Raw genomic sequence first — 19,384 nt, 5'->3', positions numbered from 1 at the left:
AGGATAGGAGGACAAGATTTGTCTAAAAAAAGATTGTATGAAATTGCCAAAGAAGTCGGCAAACCAAGTAAAGAAGTTGTTGAACAGGCTAAGAGTCTGGGCTTGGCTGTCAAGAGCCATGCATCTAGCCTTGAGGAAGCGGACGCAAAACGTTTGACGGATAGCTTTTCACAAAAAGCACCAGCTCCTCAAGCTAAAACAGAAGTAGCTCCACAAAAAGCCAAGACTGTGGAACCTCAAAAAGAGGTTTCAAGTTCTAATGCAACAAGTGCGCAAGCTCCCTCTAAACCAAAAATTCGCAATTTTAAAGCAGAACGTGAAGCCAAAGCCAAAGCCGAAGCGGAACGTCGTCAAAACCAAAACAAGCGTGATGGTCAAGGTAAAAACCGCAAGCGTCGCCATGAGGATAACCGTCCAGCGAATCGTCAGCGAAATAATGATCAAAGAGGAGCAAATCGCAACCAGCAACAAGGTCCACGTATCGATTTCAAGGCAAGAGCTGCCGCTTTAAAAGCCGAACAAAATGCGCAGTATTCCCGTGAAAGCGAAAATCGTTTCCGTCAGGAGCAAGAGCGTAAGGCTCAAGAAGCCAAAAAGGCCCAAGAAAACCGTCAAAATAACAAGAAAAAGGCTGAGCAAGAAGTTAAAGATAACCCAGCTGTCGATGTGGCTTCACCCTCTCCTGCTCCAGCTGCAATTACAAGTCAACCAGCTCCGGCCAAGGATAATCGTCGTAAAAAGGGGAACCGCTCTGAAAAGTCTCGTGATTTTTCAGATAAGAATGAAGATGGACCAAAGCAAGCTAGAAATAAAAAGTGGAATAATCAAAGCCAAGTGAGAAATCAAAGAAATAGTAACTGGAATAACACTAAAAAGAATAAGAAAAATAAAAATAATCGCCATAACGAAGCTACGAAACCAGTAACTGAACGTAAATTCCACGAGCTTCCAAAGGAATTTGAATATACAGAAGGAATGACGGTTGCAGATATTGCAAAACGTATCAAGCGTGAACCAGCTGAAATCGTCAAGAAACTCTTTATGATGGGAGTCATGGCCACTCAAAATCAAAGTCTAGACGGCGATACCATCGAACTCTTGATGGTTGATTATGGGATTAATCCTAAGAAAAAAGTTGAAGTGGACAATGCGGATATTGAGCGTTTCTTCGCAGACGAAGGCTACCTCCATGAAGAAAATATGGTTGAGCGTGCCCCTGTCGTGACGATTATGGGTCACGTTGACCATGGTAAGACAACCCTTCTGGATACCCTTCGTAATTCTCGAGTGGCTACTGGTGAGGCTGGAGGAATCACTCAGCATATCGGTGCCTATCAAATTGAAGAAAATGGTAAGAAAATCACCTTCCTAGATACACCGGGTCACGCAGCCTTTACAAGTATGCGTGCACGCGGTGCCTCTGTCACAGATATTACGATCTTAATCGTGGCAGCTGATGATGGTGTTATGCCACAGACTATCGAAGCCATTAACCACTCTAAAGCTGCTGGTGTGCCTATTATCGTTGCGATCAATAAAATTGATAAACCAGGGGCAAACCCAGAGCGTGTCATTGGTGAGTTGGCTGAACATGGTGTCATTTCAACAGCTTGGGGCGGCGATTCTGAATTCGTTGAGATTTCTGCCAAGTTTGGTAAAAATATTGATGAATTATTAGAAACGGTACTTTTAGTAGCTGAAGTTGAGGAACTCAAGGCTGATCCAACGGTGCGTGCCATCGGTACGGTAATCGAAGCACGTCTGGATAAAGGAAAGGGTGCTGTAGCGACTCTCCTTGTACAACAAGGAACACTGAATGTCCAAGATCCTATTGTTGTTGGGAATACATTTGGACGTGTCCGTGCTATGACCAATGACCTCGGTCGTCGTGTTAAGGTAGCAGAACCTTCTACACCAGTTTCTATCACAGGATTAAATGAAGCGCCTATGGCTGGTGACCACTTTGCTGTCTATGAAGACGAAAAAGCCGCACGTGCAGCTGGTGAAGAGCGTGCCAAACGAGCTCTGCTCAAACAACGTCAAATCACTCACCGTGTCAGCTTGGACAACCTCTTTGACACCCTTAAGGATAGTGAGGTTAAGTCTGTTAATGTCATCATCAAGGCTGATGTGCAGGGATCTGTTGAAGCCTTGGCAACCTCTCTTCAAAAGATTGAGGTTGAAGGAGCTAAGGTAACCATTGTCCATTCGGCTGTTGGTGCTATCAATGAATCAGATATTACTCTGGCAGAAGCATCTGATGCTATTGTCATTGGCTTTAACGTCCGCCCTACTCCACAAGCCCGTATCCAAGCGGAATCTGATGAAGTCGAAATCCGTCTCCACAGCATTATCTACAAGGTTATTGAAGAAATTGAAGATGCTATGAAGGGAATGCTGGATCCAGAATATCAAGAAAAAATTCTTGGAGAAGCGCTTATTCGTGAGACCTTCAAGGTTTCAAAAGTCGGTACCATTGGTGGATTCTTAGTCACAAATGGTAAGATCACCCGCGACTCAAGCGTCCGTGTGATCAGAGACGGTGTTGTTATCTATGATGGTAATTTAGCCAGCTTGCGTCACTTCAAAGATGATGTCAAAGAGATCGGTAATGCTCAAGAAGGTGGTCTCATGATTGATGGCTACAATGATATTAAGGTAGATGATACTATCGAAGCCTACATCATGGAAGAAATCAAACGCTGATACTCAAGGCAGTCTAAAGAAAGGAGCCTTGCATGGCAAATTCATTTCGTATTGATCGTGTCGGTATGGAAATCAAGCGTGAGGTCAATGAAATCCTTCAACTAAAGGTACGTGATCCTCGAGTACAGGATGTCACGATTACGGATGTCCAAATGCTTGGAGATTTATCGCTTGCCAAGGTCTACTATACTGTTCGCAGTGATCTAGCCTCGGTTAATAAAAAGGCTCAAGAAGGTCTTGAAAAAGCGACAGGGACCATCAAGCGTGAACTGGGGAAAAATCTCCAAATGTATAAGATACCAGATTTAACCTTTATCAAGGACGAATCTATTGCCTACGGCAATAAGATTGATCAGATGCTGAGAGAACTTGAGCGCAAAGACTAAGATGGATCAATTAAAACCACCAGTTTTCAGAACTGGTGGTTTTAATTTTTATACTAAGAAAAAAACTAAAAGTTTTTATTTACAAATGTAGATCAAAAGAATATAATATATTTACAAACGTAAATAAGAAGTCATTGTGACAGTCAAGCAGTGAAAGGAGGAGCTATGATTACTAGTAGTGAATGGGAAGTTATGCGGGTGATCTGGACCCAAGGAGAAATTGGCAGTCAGGATATTATGGCGATACTTTTACAAAAGCTAGCCTGGACAGAATCAACAGTTAAGACCCTGTTAGGGCGCTTGGTTGAAAAGGGTGTTGTCAAGACACGCCGAGACGGGCGGCGCTATCTTTACAGTACAGATGTATCGGAAAGAGAAGCAAGCCTTAATCGTGTGAAGGCAGAGCTTGATAAGATATGCCTGACCAAGCAAGCTGATTTAATCTATACTATCCTAGCAGATCTCCCCATGACACAAGCAGATCTCCAACAGTTCCAACAGTTGCTGAACACCAAAGTACCCCAAGAAACCGTTCAGTGCGACTGTATACCGGGACAATGCCTCTGTCACGAACACCAATAGAAAAGGAGTACACACTATGGTAAAAGATACCTTTGTCATTGATGGCATGGTCTGTGCAGCCTGTGCAGCCACTGTCGAAGGCGCTGTCAATAAGTTGTCTGGTGTAGAATCCTGTGCAGTTAATTTGACGACGGAAAAGATGGCGGTCAACTATGATCAGTCGCAAGTCAGTACAGAAACCATTGAAAAGGCAGTTGCCGATTCGGGTTACCGAGCCCATATTTTTGATAAAACGAAAGATCTGAGTCAGGAAGAGCGGGAATTACAACGGCTGGCAGGTATGAAGACCCGTTTGATCTGGTCAGCTATCTTTACCCTTCCCTTGCTGTATATCTCAATGGGGAGTATGGTCGGTCTCCCCCTTCCCGGATTCCTAAACCATACCGCCCACCCAATAGCTTTTGTTGCCAGTCAGCTGATTCTTACTTTACCGGTTATGATTCTAGGTTGGCACTTCTACCGATCAGGTTATAAATCTCTAACCAAGGGACATCCCAACATGGACAGCCTAGTTGCTGTCGCAACGACAGCAGCTTTTGGCTACAGCCTTTATAGCGCCTATCATGTCGTCTTGGGGCATCATCACCATATGCACCAGCTCTATTTTGAGTCAGTTGCAGTGATTTTGACCCTGATTACCTTAGGTAAGTTCTTTGAAACCCTATCTCGAGGACGGACATCCGATGCGATTAAGAAGCTTCTCCATCTCTCAGCTAAAGAAGCTGTCGTCCTGCGTGACGGTCAAGAAATCACCTTACCCATCGAAGAAGTGGCCTTGGGGGACACTGTCCGTGTTAAACCTGGAGAGAAAATCCCAGTAGATGGCCAGATCCTTTCTGGACAGTCATCAGTGGATGAATCCATGCTGACAGGAGAATCCATTCCAGTTGAAAAAACTGTTGATGATCAGGTCTATGGTGGTTCCATCAATGCCCAGGGAAGCCTAGATATTCGAGCGGATAAGCTGGGCAAGGATACCCTTTTATCGCAAATCATCAAGCTAGTTGAAGATGCTCAAGAGACTAAAGCCCCCATTGCCCGCTTGGCAGACCAAGTGTCAGGGATCTTTGTACCTATCGTGATGACCATAGCTTTAGTCACAGGCTTACTCTGGTTCTTTATCGGTGGGGAATCCTTCACCTTTGCACTGACTGTAGCGGTTAGCGTTTTAGTTATTGCCTGCCCATGTGCTCTTGGACTTGCGACTCCAACAGCTATTATGGTAGGGACTGGCCTAGCCGCTGAGCATGGAATTCTCTTTAAATCTGGTGATAGTCTGGAGCTAGCTCATAAGATAGAAACCATTGTCTTTGATAAGACAGGTACCCTCACTCAAGGGAAGCCATCTCTAGTAGCTACTTATAATTATAGCTCCACCCTAGATGATACAGAGCTCTTGGCTTTAGCAGCTAGCTTAGAAGCTGACTCCAGTCACCCTATTAGCCAAGCGATTGTTCAAGCGGCCAAAGAGGCTAAATTGGCGCTCAAACCAGTTGAACAGTTTGAAAATTTAGCAGGCTTTGGCCTGAAAGCCCAGATAGAGAATGACTGGCTATGGGTAGGAAATAAAGCCCTCATGGACAAAGAGGGGATCAGTTTGGATAACTCTCTTACAGACTTGGACCATCTCACCCAGTCTGGTCAGACCCCGATCTATATAGCACGTAATAGCCAGTTACTAGGCTTACTAGGTGTTGCTGATCAGCTTAAGCCGGACAGTTTGGAGACAGTTAAACAACTCAAAGAGCAAGGACTAACTGTGGTCATGCTGACAGGAGACCACGAAAAGACTGCTAAAGCTATTGCTGAAAAGGCAGGCATTGATCAAGTGATCAGTCAGGTACTTCCTGATCAAAAAGCCCAAGCTATCAGCGACTTAAAAGCAGATGGTAAAATTGTTGCCATGGTTGGCGATGGCATCAATGACGCTCCGGCTCTAGCTACAGCAGATCTTGGTATTGCGATGGGTGCAGGCAGTGATATTGCCATTGAATCAGCAGATCTAGTCATGATGAAGCCTGATATGACAGATGTCCCTAGAGCTCTTGAGATTAGTACCCATACCATTAAAACTATTAAGGAAAATCTTTTTTGGGCTTTTATCTACAATGTCCTAGCCATTCCAGTAGCTATGGGAGTCCTTCACCTATTTGGCGGTCCCCTACTAGACCCTATGATAGCCGGTTTAGCAATGAGCTTTAGTTCGGTTTCAGTCGTCCTTAATAGTTTACGACTCAAATATAAAAAACTGTAACCAAAATAAAAGCAAGTTAGTCTAGCCAATAAGTTTTATGCCCAGTTATGGCACTATTTGGAGATATATAGGACAAGGCTGAGGTCTGGACTTCTTGTAAACTAGTATGAATAAAAAGGAGAATTGCAATGTCTAAAGTTTATAACGTCAAGGGTATGAAATGCGACGGCTGTGCTAAAACAGTCACAGAAAAACTCTCAGCGGTCAAAGGAGTCCAATCAGCGACTGTTGACCTTGAAAAAAATCAAGTGACGATTGAAGGCAAACCATGGAAATGGTCGCTCAAGCGTGCACTCAAAGAAACAAAGTATGAGCTTGGTGAAGAGATTTCCTAAGCCTCCTCAAATCAGGGTTTGATCGTCTTAAGCTACTTTAGGAATTATGCGTAGCAAATATTTGGCAAGCCCCCTCTTTTACGTTAGAATATCTCTACAAGATTAAAAAAATGCAGTGCATGTACAGCACTGCTGGCTTATAGAAAAGGAGTTTTATATGGTTGAAGCAGTTACTGATAAATCATTTGAACAAGACACTCAAGACGGTGTCGTACTCGTAGATTTTTGGGCAACCTGGTGTGGTCCTTGTCGGATGCAATCCCCAATCGTTGAGCAGTTAGCTGACGAATACGATGACAGTGAATTGCGTGTACTCAAGATGGATGTTGATGCCAATCCTGAGACAGCCCGCCAATTCGGCATTATGTCTATCCCAACCCTTCTCTTCAAAAAAGACGGTCAAGTGGTTAAGCAAGTGGCAGGTGTCCACACTAAAGATCAAATCAAATCAATTCTTGCTGAAATTGGTTAAGCAAACGAGGCTTGAAAGCCTCGTTTTTGCTGCGCAGAAAAATATAAAAAATATGGTATAATGTCGACACGATAACCATAAAAGGAGTTTGTGATGAAAACAGCTATTTTTGAAAAAGCAGGACAGATGATTGTAGAAGATCTGCCAATGCCAACCCTCAAAGAAAGTGATGATGCTATTATCCAGATTGTACGTGCCTGTGTATGTGGCTCAGACCTCTGGTCTTACTCGCACGGCGATGATCGCAAAGAACACTCTATCAATGGTGGTCATGAAGCCCTAGGTATTGTTCATGAAGTTGGACCTGATGTCACCAACGTCAAGCCAGGTGACTTTGTCATCGTACCTTTCACTCATGGCTGTGGGGAGTGTGATGCTTGTCGTCAAGGATTCGATGGGACTTGTGATAACCACCCAGCTCCAACCAACTGGGGTGGTGGCTTCCAAGCAGAATATCTTCGCTTCCACTATGCTAATTGGGCCTTGATCAAAGTACCTGGTCAGCCATCTGATTATTCAGAAGGCATGATCAAGTCATTATTGACCCTAGCCGATGTCATGCCAACCGGTTACCACGCTGCACGTGTAGCAGATGTCAAGCCAGGTGACCGTGTCGTCGTCATCGGAGATGGCGCTGTCGGTCAATGTGCAGTCATTGCTGCTAAGATGCGCGGAGCCTCTCAGATCGTTATGATGAGTCGCCACGAGGATCGTCAGCAAATGGCCCTTTCATCAGGTGCAACAGCTATTGTAGCTGAACGTGGTGAAGACGGAATAGCTAAAGTACGTGAAATCCTTGGTGGTGGTGCAGATGTTGCCCTTGAGTGCGTCGGTACCGAAGGTGCTTTAGAGCAAGCGCTAGGCGTTCTTCATAACGGCGGTCGCATAGGAGCTGTCGGCGTTCCTCACTACGGTGATCGTCGTATCGGCTCTACCTTTGCCCAAAACATTTCTATCGCCGGTGGATCAGCATCAGTCACAACCTATGACAAGCAAATTCTGCTCAAAGAAGTTCTTGATGGCAATATCAACCCAGGTAAAGTCTTCACTCATACCTACGCTCTAGATGATGTCAACCAAGCCTATCGTGATATGGCAGATCGCAAAGCCATTAAGTCTATGCTGGTTGTCGCAGAATAATCAAAATGATCAGTTCTTTTGGTAGGACTAATCAAGCACCTGAGAAGTTAGCCTTCTCAGGTGCTTTTTGAGTGGCTCAATAGCATAAAGATTAAGGGAATAAGAACCATTCAGGCATAAAAAACGACCGTTCAGGGTATTAGCATGCACAGTCCCAATATTGTTGTATACTAAATTTATCGCATAACAGTAAGAGAAAAAGAGTCAAAGATATCCCCTTAACCTTAGATTGATATGAAAAATAAAAGACATCTGACAGCAAAGCTGCTTTTACCATTTTTAATAGCCTTAACAGTTAGAAATTTTTTGGGTGAACTTTCTCCCTTATCCTACCTGCTTAATGGCATAGCCCTAATCACCTTTTTGACCTTGTACTTAAAATTGCTGCACAAATTATGAAATAATTAATGGCAGATAAAAGTTCCCCACTCATCCAGATCAAAAAAGGAGTATATATATCATCATCATGAAAAGAAGTTTAAAACAGAATTATTGTCATTAGCCCTAGGGATTATTATCATGCTTATTCTAACCATACTAGAGACAAAGGCAAAAATAGATTTATTCTATATCCTGGCAGTCTACACTTCCCTCAGTATAGCTGATGAGCTCATGGAGCTTATCAAGCTGTTTAAAAAATCAGAGTAAGACTGATCTATAATGGATTGATATAGAGACTAGATAAGAAGCAAAATCAAAGGCAGATTTTCTCATAAAAAAAGTCCTATCATATCCTAATAGACTGAGCTATTAGAAAATATGATAGGACTCTAAAATTTAGGACATTCGATCAGTGTCCTTTTTTCTTTTGCCGGCGTTTTTCCTGCTTAAGCTGAAACTGTCTTTCCTTATATTCTTGACGTTTTTGCCGCTTGGAAGCTTTCTTTTCCAGTTTCAGCAGTTCATGACTGGCTTGCAAAGTCTGCTGAGCCTTAGAAGATAGGACAGGTTCTTTCATCTGTTTGCTGATTTCCCTTTGCATTCGCTTAGGATTGATGGATTTATGCACAAGAGATGTATCTGGTTCATCACTGACTAAGCCCAGCCTTTCTTGTTTTTGCATCCATTCGGTCAAATGAAGATGGATAAAATCAAGAATATCGCTGTCCTTGGCTTCCTTGCCAAAGGGATAGCGAAAGGCTTGGTAGCCAAGCTGCTTATCCTGATATTCAATCAAAGCAAACCAGAAACCGCCGTCAAAAAATACTGTCATTTTCATGCCAGCCCTCCAAAAAATAAATTTTGATAAGGGACGACCGGAGGGAAGGTTACTGACAGCTACGGTGATGTAACTGTGTGCAGACTACCCAACTGCACTTGTGTTTTTATATCAATATAAGGCTATTATAGCATTTTATAGCCTATGTTTCTCATAAGCCTCAATCATTTTCTTTTGGGGAGCAGCCATGGGAAACTGATTAAAATCATCGGGGGCTACCCAACGAAGCTCTCGCTCACCTTTTAGCTCAGTCTTTCTAGTAAGACCTAGCTGAAGCTGGATCTGCCATTTTTGATGGCTAAAGGTATGCTTAACTAGGGGAAACACTTGCTCTGACCAATCAGGCTTGAGCTGGTAAGTTTCCTCGAAAAGTGCCTTTTGTGAAATGGTTTCAAGTACATGAACATCATCATCATTTTCAAAGAGATTGAGCTGTTGAGCAACGAAATCAGTCTCTTTTATTGGAAAGGTCCAAAACCCTTCTAAGAGCCGTCCATCGGTTTGCTTTTCAAGAAGAAATTCTCCTTTTTGATTACGGATGATGAAGGCTTGAATTTGTATCGGTTTAGGTTTTTTCTTGGGTAATTTGACTGGGTATTTATCATAGCTTCCATGCAAATAGGCTGCATTGAAACTCCGAATAGGACTTTCATCAGGACGAGGATTTTTAGCAGATTCTATATCGGTTCCCAAATCCATCAGAGCCTGATTAAAGTCCCCAGGTCGCTCAGGATCGATCAGCTTTTCCATAATAGCTTGGAAAATTTTCCTGTTTTTAGGATCTCCAATATCATAATCGACTTCAAATAATCTAGCCATAACCCGCATAACGTTCCCATCAACCGCGGGCTCGGGAAGGCCAAAGGCGATGCTGGAAATCGCACCAGCTGTGTAAGGGCCGATACCCTGGAGCGAAGCGATACCCTCATAAGTATCAGGAAATACTCCATCAAATTTCTCCATGATTTGCTGGGCAGCCGCCTGCATATTCCGTACCCGAGAGTAGTATCCCAGCCCCTCCCAGGCTTTCAGGAGCTTATCTTCTGGCGCATTAGCCAGATCGATGATCCTTGGAAACCACTCTAGAAATCTCTCATAGTAGGGGATAACAGTTTGAACCTGTGTTTGTTGAAGCATAATTTCTGACACCCAGATGGGATAAGGATCCTTGGTTCTGCGCCAAGGGAGATCCCTTTTCTCGCGATCGTACCAAGCCAATAAAGTTCGGCGAAAATCTTTTATAGTCTTGGGATCCCACATATGGATACCATAATTTCTTAAATCAAGTTTTTTACCCATGACTAGATTATATCAGAAGCTTTCTAGCTCACCTAGTAAAATTTTTATAAAAAAATGAAGAAAGTCATTGACAAATGAAAGCGTTTGCAATATAATAAACATGAAAAGAAGGAAAGGTAAGTAAGGAGGACGAGCTCATGGTTAGGCGAAATCTTTCTAGATATAAAAACGGAGATCAGTCTGGACAGTAGGCAAGGAAATCTCAACTTTACAAAAAAATAGGAAATCTTAAGGCTGAGGTGATGTTTATGATGAGACTGACACCATCTAGGTATAAAAACGGTGATTACTAGTTTTAATTGTCGATTAAAGAGTTTAAGAGCCTTTCAGTGGAGGTAGCGCTTATGTTAAGGTATGATATAAGTCGTTATAAAAATGGAGACCAATCTAGACCAGTTGCATAAAATAGCTAAAGGAGTGATTCCAATGTAATTGGTTGTGGTGCTACCAGTTAAAATATATATGGCTGTAAATGAGGTGATCCATCATGCTAAGAATAAATCCTAGTCGCTATAAAAATGGAGATCTAATCATCTATTAGCTCCTTATGAATCATAAAAGGATGTGGTTCCAATGACAAACGAAGATACAAAGTAGGCTGTGATTCGAGTGTGCACGAGTCATAGCCTATTTTTTTATCTATCCTAGATTAAGGGGCGTGGCTCAGCGCCCCTCTCAAGCTTCCTATAAATAAGATAGACATGTGCTGTATAATAATGGGCAATTTAGGAAATCCCAACCTCTAATAGTCAGAAAATTTTCTAGCGTGTCTAGCCTCTATCATTTTAGTGTCGCTGTCTTACAATCCATCGAAATCCCTTGTTCAAGCTGGCTTCAAAGAGTAAAATGATAACCAACACTAAAGGATATAAAAGGAGGTTGCTAGCTTGCCCTATTTATTTCTGGCTATCTTTTGGCTCATCCTCATTATTCTGGCTGAAATGATAATAAAAAAAACGAATAACGCCAAACTTAAATTGATTTTATCAACAAGTACAAAAATCGTGACGATTGTCTGGATCATCTATGCCATTTATCTTGTACAATCTTAAAAGTCAGTTTCAAAGACTCTCTATCAATTAAATAAAAGGGATCTGAGCTGATCCTCTTTTTATATGCCAAGTTTCATCTAAAAATATAAGTTCCAAGCTATTTTAAGACAATAAAATTCTTGCAAAATCTATTGAAATCTAGTAATATAATATCTTGTGAGTATCCCTCACTTCCTGCTAGCAAAGACTAGTAGGCATTAGTCCAAAAGGAGGAGAAATATCAATGGCTAAATACGAAATTCTTTATATCATTCGTCCAAACATTGAAGAAGAAGCTAAAAACGCTTTGGTAGCACGCTTTGACTCTATTTTGACTGACAATGGTGCAACTGTTGTTGAATCAAAAGATTGGGAAAAACGTCGCTTGGCCTATGAAATCCAAGATTTCACAGAAGGGCTTTACCATATCGTTAACGTTGAATCCGATAATGCTCATGCTCTTAACGAGTTTGACCGCCTATCAAAAATCAACGGTGACATTCTTCGTCACATGATCGTTAAGCTTGACGCTTAATGCAAGAACAGTAGACTAAGAAGGTAGACTATGATTAACAATGTCGTACTTGTCGGCCGCATGACTCGTGATGCGGAACTTCGATATACCCCGTCCAATCAAGCAGTTGCGACGTTCAGCCTAGCTGTTAATCGTAATTTTAAAAACCAAAATGGGGAGCGTGAAGCCGATTTCATCAACTGTGTTATTTGGCGTCAGCAAGCTGAAAACTTAGCGAATTGGGCTAAGAAGGGTGCTCTGATTGGGATTACTGGCCGTATTCAAACTCGTAATTATGAGAATCAGCAAGGGCAGCGTGTCTACGTGACTGAGGTGGTTGCGGATAATTTCCAACTGCTAGAAAGTCGTGCAGCGCGTGAAAACAGTGCTGGTGGATCATTTGGTGGTCCTGGCACTCCTGTTGCTTCCAATTTTGGTGGAGATAGCAGACAAGAAGCTGCATCAACACCAGATTTTGGTCGTGATGACAGTCCCTTTGGAGCATCAAATCCAGTAGATATTTCAGACGACGATCTACCATTCTAAGCTATCTTGGATAATGACTAAACTATAAAGGAGAAAAGACATGGCTCAACAACGTCGTGGCGGATTCAAACGCCGTAAAAAAGTTGACTACATCGCAGCTAACAAAATTGAATACGTTGATTACAAAGATACTGAATTACTCAGTCGTTTCGTATCAGAACGTGGAAAAATTCTTCCACGTCGCGTAACTGGTACGTCAGCTAAAAACCAACGTAAAGTAACAGCGGCAATCAAACGTGCTCGTGTAATGGCACTTATGCCGTTTGTAAACGAAGACTAATAAAAAAGCCCTCGAGGGCTTTTTTATTAGTCCGGGAATGACTGGCTAAGGTTTTTTATGATAAAACCTAGTCTTGTAAGCTATATCAAATAAATGAGTCTGGAACAAGCCCAGACTTACTAATGATAAATATCTAACTCTCCACAAAAGATACTGCCAGAGAGGATAATGGTTTGAATATCTCCCTTTGAGTCAGCGGAATGAGGACGGATATTTTTAAATTCAGCAAACGTTTTACTAAAATTTTTTGGAACAACTTCCCAGTGTTCAGGAATACGAATTTTAGCAGATCCAAAACTGACATGCACTTTAATTTCAGGTCGGTTAGTCATAAATTGTGCCTGCCTTAAGTCGATTGTTGACTCACCAAAATTTGCTTCAACGTAAACGATATCAAGGTTTTGTGAGCTAACATGGACATGATCTTCTGAGAAAAATGAGCGGGCGGATGCTTCTCTTTCATGATCATAGTGGTGGGAGGCCTGATAGTCTTTAAATTCTTCAGAATAAATCTTACGGTACTTGCCTAATGAGGGCCTAAACAGATGATTGAGTACTACTCCGATTAGAACGATTCCAACAAATAAAGAGGTTTTGGAGTAGTTGAGGTGTGCAAGATCATGCAGGTAATTGGATAGTATAGCTAATCCAATCGCACCAGGAATAAAACTCTTTTGCTGCCAGGCCAAAAAGAAGAAAAAGGCCATAGCAATCAGATTAAAATTGAGGAAGTCAGAAAGATTTGGGATAAAGGCTATCATAATAAAATAAAGAGCCAATAGGCTAAGGAGAATAGTCCCGAGTGAAAAACGTCTCATAATAAAAACTCCAATCTTTTGGGATAAGAAATCTAATGACATATCAATAGCAATAGGGTTTAGACCAGATGATCTAAACCCTGTTGTCTTATAATTACTAATTATTTCGTGGTGTGATTGGTGCTGAAGCCAAAGCACTTTGAATATTGTAACGTTTTTTGAGGCAAAGTTCACCTGCCAAAGCTATACCACCGATAATCATCATAGGAAGTGGCGCAAGTACAGGATTGATAGCTTTAGGAACAAAGCTAGCGATAGAGACAAAGAGGATCCAAATCAATAAAAAGCCAGCGAGATATAGAGCAGATTTTATGAACTTAGGCCGTTCAGATTTAGGCTTGCCCATATGGCGGTAGATAAAATGATACAGAGCATAGAAGGCAGCTCCACCTGATAAGGAGATAATAATAGTTGTCAAAAAGCCATAAGGATAAGTACTACGGCTGCTGATCATGCCGATCAGTCCATAGAAAAGCGAAAAGAGTGAAAAGATCAACAAGCTGCTATCCATCCACATCAACCAAGGATTTTTATTGGTTTCGGAATCTTGAGACACTTCTTTTGAGCTTGTCTCTTCTGATGATGTGAAGCTTTTAGCCCAAATAGTCGGAGCACCGTAAATTTGGCGAGCGGTCATCCCCTGTTTTTGATGCTCCGTGATGGTTGGAACAATGTCAGAGAGGATAGCATCAATTTCTTCGGGAGTTTTGCCATCTTGACTTAATTGATGACTGGCAATTTTTATAAATTCCTGATTTTTTTTGGTCAGTTTTTGTAAATCCATATGTGATTTCCTTTGATAATGTAATTAAAACCAGCGTTTTCTGATGAAATAAATAACGATGGTCAAGCTGAGGACTGAAGCGATTAAAACGATATACCAAAAAGCATGTTCAAGACCGTTTAAGGGCATCGAGTTGTTTTTAAAGTTCATGCCATAGGCAGAGAAGATAACAGTTGGGATATCGAGAGCCATGGTCATGAGAGCCAAAGTTTTCATAATCGAGTTCTGATTATTGGAGATAATAGAAGCAGATGTCTCGGTCATGACGTTGAGGACGTTTTCATAGATGCTAGCCATCTCAATCGCCTGTTGGGTCTCAATAAGCGTATCCTCCAGGAGATCTTCATCGTCCACATATTTCTTTAAGCTAGAAGCATTACCGGTCAGTTTCTTAACAATTCGTTCATTGATTTTTAGCGAAGCCTTCAAATAGATGATGGACTTTTCCAGCTCCATCATATCGATGAGTTGTTCATTTCTCGTTGCCCCTTCCAACTGGGCTTCAATACGGTCACTCTGCCGATCGATCGAACGCAAGGCGGTCAAAAAGAGCTCAGCATTGCGGTAGAGTAATTGAAAGACAAAGCGGGTCTTCATAAAAGTGTAAAAGCCACGAATGCGATTGTTAAAAAAGTGATCAAAAAGCAGCAACGGCTCCAGACAAGTGGTGATAACTACATCGTTGGTAACAATGATTCCTAAGGGGATAGTGACATAATAATTTTTGCCATTGCGATCTTCTTGAGTAGGAACATCCACGATAATGAGGGTGTAGTTATCCTCAACACTGATACGCGAGCTTTCTTCAGCATCCAAAGGAGCACGAAGGTCTGTGATATCAATGTTGAATTGTTCGGCTAGACTGACGGACTCTTCCTGGGAAGGGTTGACCAGATTGATCCAAGCACCAGGCTCGAATGTTTCGATTTCGTTGAGTTGATTATTAGCAGAAAGAAACACCTGTTTCATAGAAACCCTCCTTCAATATAAGATATAGAGTCCTTAGCAGCACTTCATCTAAGACTATAATACAACAGCGCACCTGAGACTGCTAAGTGAATTTTATAGATCAGCAGATCTCTAAAGCTGCTTTATATAACTGCTTGTAGGCTGAATACAGACCTCCCTATTATACAATATTTAGTGCATTTTGTGGAGGAAGCTGTTAAAAATATTGCTTATTTTTACTAGTCAAGAAACCAAGTTAAAATGAGGAACTCTTGATAAACTAGACCTATTTTGGTAAACTAAAAAGTAAAGTTTTACATGATAGTTGTGGTCTTCCTCCTAGGGGAGAGGTCGTTTAACTGTTAATAACCTTACATGCGCTTAGATAAAGGAGTTCTTTATGTCCGAACGTGGATTGCTGATTGTTTTTTCTGGACCTTCAGGAGTAGGAAAAGGAACAGTGCGTCAGGAGATCTTCTCAACGCCTGACCATAAGTTTGAATACTCTGTTTCTATGACAACACGTTCTCAACGCCCTGGTGAGGTTGACGGTGTCGATTATTTCTTCCGCACACGTGAGGAATTTGAGGAGCTTATTCGCCGAGGTCAAATGCTGGAGTATGCTGAATATGTCGGCAACTACTACGGAACACCCTTGAACTATGTTAATGAGACATTGGATAAGGGAATTGATGTCTTTCTCGAAATTGAGGTCCAAGGTGCTCTACAAGTTAAGAAAAAAGTTCCTGATGGTGTTTTCATCTTTTTGACACCACCAGATTTAGAAGAGCTTAGGGACCGCCTAGTTGGTCGTGGCACTGATAGTCAAGAGGTCATTGCGCAGCGTATCCAGGTTGCCAAAGAAGAGATTGCCCTCATGCGTGAGTATGACTATGCTGTGGTCAACGATGAAGTTCCTCTGGCTGCAGAGCGAGTGAAGCGGATCATCGAAGCAGAACATTTCCGAGTTGATCGAGTGATTGGCCGCTACAACGATATGATTAAAGATATATAAATGTTAGAAAAGAGAATTGCCTTATGATGTTGAAACCTTCTATTGATAAATTGCTAGACAAAGTGCCATCAAAATATTCCCTCTGTGTGCTCCAAGCCAAGCGTGCTCATGAGCTTGAAGCTGGTGCCCAAGCTACTCAAAATTTCAAATCTGTAAAAACAACACTTCAAGCCTTAGAAGAAATTGAATCTGGTAATGTAACGATTCACCCAGATCCAGAAGCTAAGCGTGCAGCAGAATTGGCACGCATTGAGGCGGAACGTCTTGCAAAAGAAGAAGAAGAGCGCAAGATTAAAGAGCAGATTGCTAAAGAAAAAGAAGAAGAGGGCGAAAAGATCTAAAACCAGCCTTGTTCACAAAGATACGAGGCAAGAGAATAGAACAAGTTGCTCACCTTCGCATACGCTTAGATTAATTAGCTGGTATCCCTTGTACAGCACTTAAAAGTCCAGTGTTTTTAAGCTAGTTGCCTCAAATCTAAAAAGTACCCTGTTACAAAGTAGAGGGGAAGATTTAGTTGTCTAAACTGACAAAGCTAATTTTTAACTCTTGCGTCAGTCTGATAAATTTAGAACAATTACTAAAGAGTCTGGACTTTTGTCCCAGACTCTTGCTTAATTTTTAGATAAATTTTTGCAGAGGAAAGGAGGTATTTATGGACCTTGTTGCACAAATTATTGTGGATATTCCCTTAATGCAGACGGATAAGCCTTATTCTTATTCTGTCCCTGATGATTTACAAGGACTGATTAACTTGGGAAGTCGTGTCCATGTCCCTTTTGGAAAGAACAACCGCCTTCTACAGGGATTTGTAGTTGGTCTTGCAAAAGGACAGGTGGATGGATTGAAAGTGATTGAGACTGTTTTGGATTTTGAACCTGTTCTCAACCAGGAGCAGCTCTCTCTAGCTGATCAGATGCGCCACAGTGTCTTTGCTTATAAGATCACCATTTTAAAGTCTATGATTCCTAGCCTTCTTAATTCTAACTATAATCGGCTATTGCTGCCGACACCAGATTTGTCTCAAGATGACCGCCAGGTTATCTTTGGTAACAAAGATCAGGTAACAGATTCATCATTGCCAACCAACCTAGCTCCTAGAGTAGCTCAGTTGGTCAGAAGTGGTCAAATCAAGGCGACTTATCAGGCCAAGGATAAGAAGACGATCAAGACACTTAAGTATGTCCAGTCTGTTCCAGAAGTTTTAGAAACCGTGGAGTGTTCTAAGCGGGCAAAGCGTCGCCAGCAGCTAAAGGATTTTTTACAGCAGCATCCCCAAAAGCATCTGTTGTCTGATCTATTGAAAGATTTTTCACGTGATCAGGTGAATTTTTTTATTGAGCAAGGGGCGCTTAAAATTAAAGAAGTTCAGGTCAATCGGAGTCAGGAGCATTTTGATAAGGTAATAAAAACGGATTTTCTCAAACTAAATGATGAGCAAAAACAAGCCGTTGAGATGATTACTTCTGCTATTGGTCAGGATAACAAACCTTACCTCTTAGAAGGTATCACAGGATCTGGTAAGACTGAGGTTTACCTCCATATCATCGACCGTGTTCTTAAGATGGGAAAAACGGCGATTGTCTTGGTTCCAGAGATTTCGTTGACTCCTCAAATGACAAATCGTTTCATTTCACGGTTTGGTGAGCAGGTTGCCATTATGCATTCTGGATTGTCAGATGGGGAAAAGTATGATGAGTGGCGTAAAATTCGATCTGGCCAAGCCAGGGTTGTAGTGGGAGCACGCTCAGCTATATTTAGCCCCTTGGAGAATATCGGGGCTATCATTATTGATGAGGAGCATGAGGCAACCTATAAGCAGGAATCAAATCCTCGCTATCATGCTCGAGAAGTAGCCCTTATTCGCTCCAAATATCACAAGGCTGTCCTAGTCTTAGGTTCGGCAACACCAAGCATTGAAAGTCGAGCCAGAGCTAGCCGGGATGTTTATCATTTCATCCAGTTGACTCAGCGGGCTAACCCTCTTGCAAAAATTCCAAAGGTAGATATTGTTGATTTTAGAGATTACTTGGGTCAGCAGGAGACGTCTAATTTCACTCCAATCTTATTAGAAAAGATTAGGGATCGTTTGCCAAAAGGAGAGCAGACAGTCCTTATGCTGAATCGTCGGGGCTTTTCTAGCTTCATCATGTGTCGTGAGTGTGGTTATGTGGATGAGTGTCCTAATTGTGATATTTCATTGACGCTGCATATGGATACTAAGACAATGAACTGTCATTACTGTGGTTTTCAAAAGGGAATTCCCCATACCTGTCCTAATTGTGAGAGTAGAAGTATTCGCTACTACGGAACAGGTACCCAAAAAGCCTATGATGAGCTAGCTGAGCTTTTACCTGAAGCACGTATTCTTCGCATGGACGTCGACACTACCCGTAAGAAGGGAGCACACGAAAGGATTCTTGAGATCTTTGGACGTGGTGAAGCAGACATACTCCTTGGAACGCAAATGATTGCCAAGGGACTGGATTTTCCTAATGTCACCCTAGTAGGTGTTCTCAATGCAGATACCTCACTGAATCTCCCTGACTTTCGATCTGCTGAGAGAACCTTTCAGCTATTGACACAAGTGGCAGGCCGAGCAGGCCGAGCAGAAAAAGAGGGTGAGGTTTTAATTCAAACCTATAATCCTAACAATTATGCGATTAAACTAGCCAAAGCACAGGACTATGAAGCTTTTTATGCTTACGAGATGAAAGTGCGCAAGCAATTAGCTTATCCGCCTTATTATTACACAATTGGCTTGACCTTATCACATAAAAATGAGGAAGCGGTTATCAAGAAGTCTTTTGCCTTGGTTAAACTGCTTAAAGAACAATTGAGTGATCAGATTAAGATCCTGGGCCCAACGCCAAAACCTATCGCAAGGACTCATAACCTTTACCACTATCAAATCATTATCAAATATCGATTCGAGGATAAATTGGAAGCTGTCCTCAATCAGATTTTAGACTTGTCTCAAGACAAGGATAATAAAGATTTACGCTTAATTATCGACCAAGAACCACAGAACTTTGTATAAAAGAGGATAGGACAT

The 19,384-nt window shown here is 41.9% G+C and carries 19 protein-coding genes; 14 read left to right on the top strand and 5 right to left on the bottom strand.

All coding sequences use genetic code 11. The features are described from left to right. Positions 1-18 precede the first annotated feature (18 nt). The 7 genes from infB to AC4HAJ_RS06300 all read left to right on the top strand — a co-directional run bounded on the left by infB (position 19) and on the right by AC4HAJ_RS06300 (position 7,875). On the top strand, positions 19-2,706 hold the full coding sequence (infB, locus tag AC4HAJ_RS06330) for a translation initiation factor IF-2 (protein ID WP_491079320.1): 2,688 nt from the start codon (positions 19-21) through the stop codon (positions 2,704-2,706). Positions 2,707-2,738: 32 nt separating this feature from the next. Beyond that, positions 2,739-3,092, top strand: a complete 354-nt coding sequence (rbfA, locus tag AC4HAJ_RS06325) for a 30S ribosome-binding factor RbfA (RefSeq protein WP_491079319.1) — start codon at positions 2,739-2,741, stop codon at positions 3,090-3,092. Positions 3,093-3,257: 165 nt separating this feature from the next. Next, the gene (locus AC4HAJ_RS06320; RefSeq protein WP_491079318.1) at positions 3,258-3,674 is read left to right on the top strand and encodes a CopY/TcrY family copper transport repressor; all 417 of its coding nucleotides are present in this window, start codon (positions 3,258-3,260) and stop codon (positions 3,672-3,674) included. Between the two features lie 16 nt (positions 3,675-3,690). Continuing rightward, positions 3,691-5,928, top strand: coding sequence for a heavy metal translocating P-type ATPase (locus AC4HAJ_RS06315; RefSeq protein WP_491079317.1), 2,238 nt, complete (start codon positions 3,691-3,693; stop codon positions 5,926-5,928). A gap of 128 nt (positions 5,929-6,056) precedes the next feature. After that, positions 6,057-6,263 carry a copper chaperone CopZ gene (copZ, locus tag AC4HAJ_RS06310; RefSeq protein WP_491079316.1) on the top strand — a complete coding sequence of 69 codons (207 nt, stop codon included), beginning with the start codon at positions 6,057-6,059 and terminating at the stop codon, positions 6,261-6,263. Positions 6,264-6,420: 157 nt separating this feature from the next. After that, positions 6,421-6,735, top strand: coding sequence for a thioredoxin (trxA, locus tag AC4HAJ_RS06305; protein WP_491079315.1), 315 nt, complete (start codon positions 6,421-6,423; stop codon positions 6,733-6,735). A gap of 93 nt (positions 6,736-6,828) precedes the next feature. Beyond that, a complete protein-coding gene (locus AC4HAJ_RS06300; protein ID WP_491079314.1) occupies positions 6,829-7,875 on the top strand; it encodes an alcohol dehydrogenase catalytic domain-containing protein in 1,047 nt (348 codons plus the stop codon). 790 nt (positions 7,876-8,665) lie between these two features. Here the strand turns inward: AC4HAJ_RS06300 and AC4HAJ_RS06295 are convergent. Both AC4HAJ_RS06295 and mutY read right to left on the bottom strand, forming a co-directional pair. Then, positions 8,666-9,094 (bottom strand): YjdF family protein, encoded by a 429-nt coding sequence (locus tag AC4HAJ_RS06295; RefSeq protein ID WP_491079313.1) that lies wholly within the window; start codon positions 9,092-9,094, stop codon positions 8,666-8,668. A gap of 135 nt (positions 9,095-9,229) precedes the next feature. Next, complete coding sequence (mutY, locus tag AC4HAJ_RS06290) at positions 9,230-10,393, bottom strand: A/G-specific adenine glycosylase (protein WP_491079312.1); 1,164 nt, start codon at positions 10,391-10,393, stop codon at positions 9,230-9,232. A gap of 887 nt (positions 10,394-11,280) precedes the next feature. Here mutY and AC4HAJ_RS06285 point away from each other — a divergent pair. The 4 genes from AC4HAJ_RS06285 to rpsR all read left to right on the top strand — a co-directional run bounded on the left by AC4HAJ_RS06285 (position 11,281) and on the right by rpsR (position 12,764). Next, entirely contained in the window at positions 11,281-11,445 is a 165-nt protein-coding gene (locus AC4HAJ_RS06285) for a hypothetical protein (RefSeq protein WP_491079311.1), read from the top strand. 223 nt (positions 11,446-11,668) lie between these two features. Next, positions 11,669-11,959 (top strand): 30S ribosomal protein S6, encoded by a 291-nt coding sequence (gene rpsF, locus AC4HAJ_RS06280; RefSeq protein WP_491079310.1) that lies wholly within the window; start codon positions 11,669-11,671, stop codon positions 11,957-11,959. Between the two features lie 30 nt (positions 11,960-11,989). Further along, positions 11,990-12,484, top strand: a complete 495-nt coding sequence (locus AC4HAJ_RS06275) for a single-stranded DNA-binding protein (protein ID WP_491079309.1) — start codon at positions 11,990-11,992, stop codon at positions 12,482-12,484. Positions 12,485-12,524: 40 nt separating this feature from the next. Beyond that, positions 12,525-12,764, top strand: a complete 240-nt coding sequence (gene rpsR, locus AC4HAJ_RS06270) for a 30S ribosomal protein S18 (protein ID WP_018030689.1) — start codon at positions 12,525-12,527, stop codon at positions 12,762-12,764. Positions 12,765-12,883: 119 nt separating this feature from the next. Here rpsR and AC4HAJ_RS06265 read toward each other — a convergent pair whose 3' ends face one another. The 3 genes from AC4HAJ_RS06265 to AC4HAJ_RS06255 form a co-directional block, all read right to left on the bottom strand. Then, a complete protein-coding gene (locus AC4HAJ_RS06265) occupies positions 12,884-13,582 on the bottom strand; it encodes a hypothetical protein (protein WP_491079308.1) in 699 nt (232 codons plus the stop codon). A gap of 97 nt (positions 13,583-13,679) precedes the next feature. Further along, entirely contained in the window at positions 13,680-14,366 is a 687-nt protein-coding gene (locus AC4HAJ_RS06260; RefSeq protein WP_491079307.1) for a DUF1129 domain-containing protein, read from the bottom strand. A 24-nt stretch (positions 14,367-14,390) separates the two neighbouring features. Then, positions 14,391-15,335 carry a magnesium transporter CorA family protein gene (locus tag AC4HAJ_RS06255; RefSeq protein WP_491079306.1) on the bottom strand — a complete coding sequence of 315 codons (945 nt, stop codon included), beginning with the start codon at positions 15,333-15,335 and terminating at the stop codon, positions 14,391-14,393. 379 nt (positions 15,336-15,714) lie between these two features. On the opposite strand from AC4HAJ_RS06255, the gene gmk reads away from it, so the two are divergent. From gmk to AC4HAJ_RS06240, 3 genes are all read left to right on the top strand, one after another. Next, complete coding sequence (gene gmk / locus AC4HAJ_RS06250) at positions 15,715-16,329, top strand: guanylate kinase (protein ID WP_491079305.1); 615 nt, start codon at positions 15,715-15,717, stop codon at positions 16,327-16,329. 23 nt (positions 16,330-16,352) lie between these two features. Continuing rightward, positions 16,353-16,670, top strand: a complete 318-nt coding sequence (rpoZ, locus tag AC4HAJ_RS06245) for a DNA-directed RNA polymerase subunit omega (RefSeq protein ID WP_491079304.1) — start codon at positions 16,353-16,355, stop codon at positions 16,668-16,670. 314 nt (positions 16,671-16,984) lie between these two features. Continuing rightward, the gene (locus AC4HAJ_RS06240) at positions 16,985-19,369 is read left to right on the top strand and encodes a primosomal protein N' (protein ID WP_491079303.1); all 2,385 of its coding nucleotides are present in this window, start codon (positions 16,985-16,987) and stop codon (positions 19,367-19,369) included. Positions 19,370-19,384 lie beyond the last annotated feature (15 nt).

This window comes from Streptococcus sp. ALY_211 (genome assembly GCF_058314555.1).
Note: the sequence above shows the minus strand (reverse complement) of the source record. Positions and strands in the feature narration are given on the sequence as shown.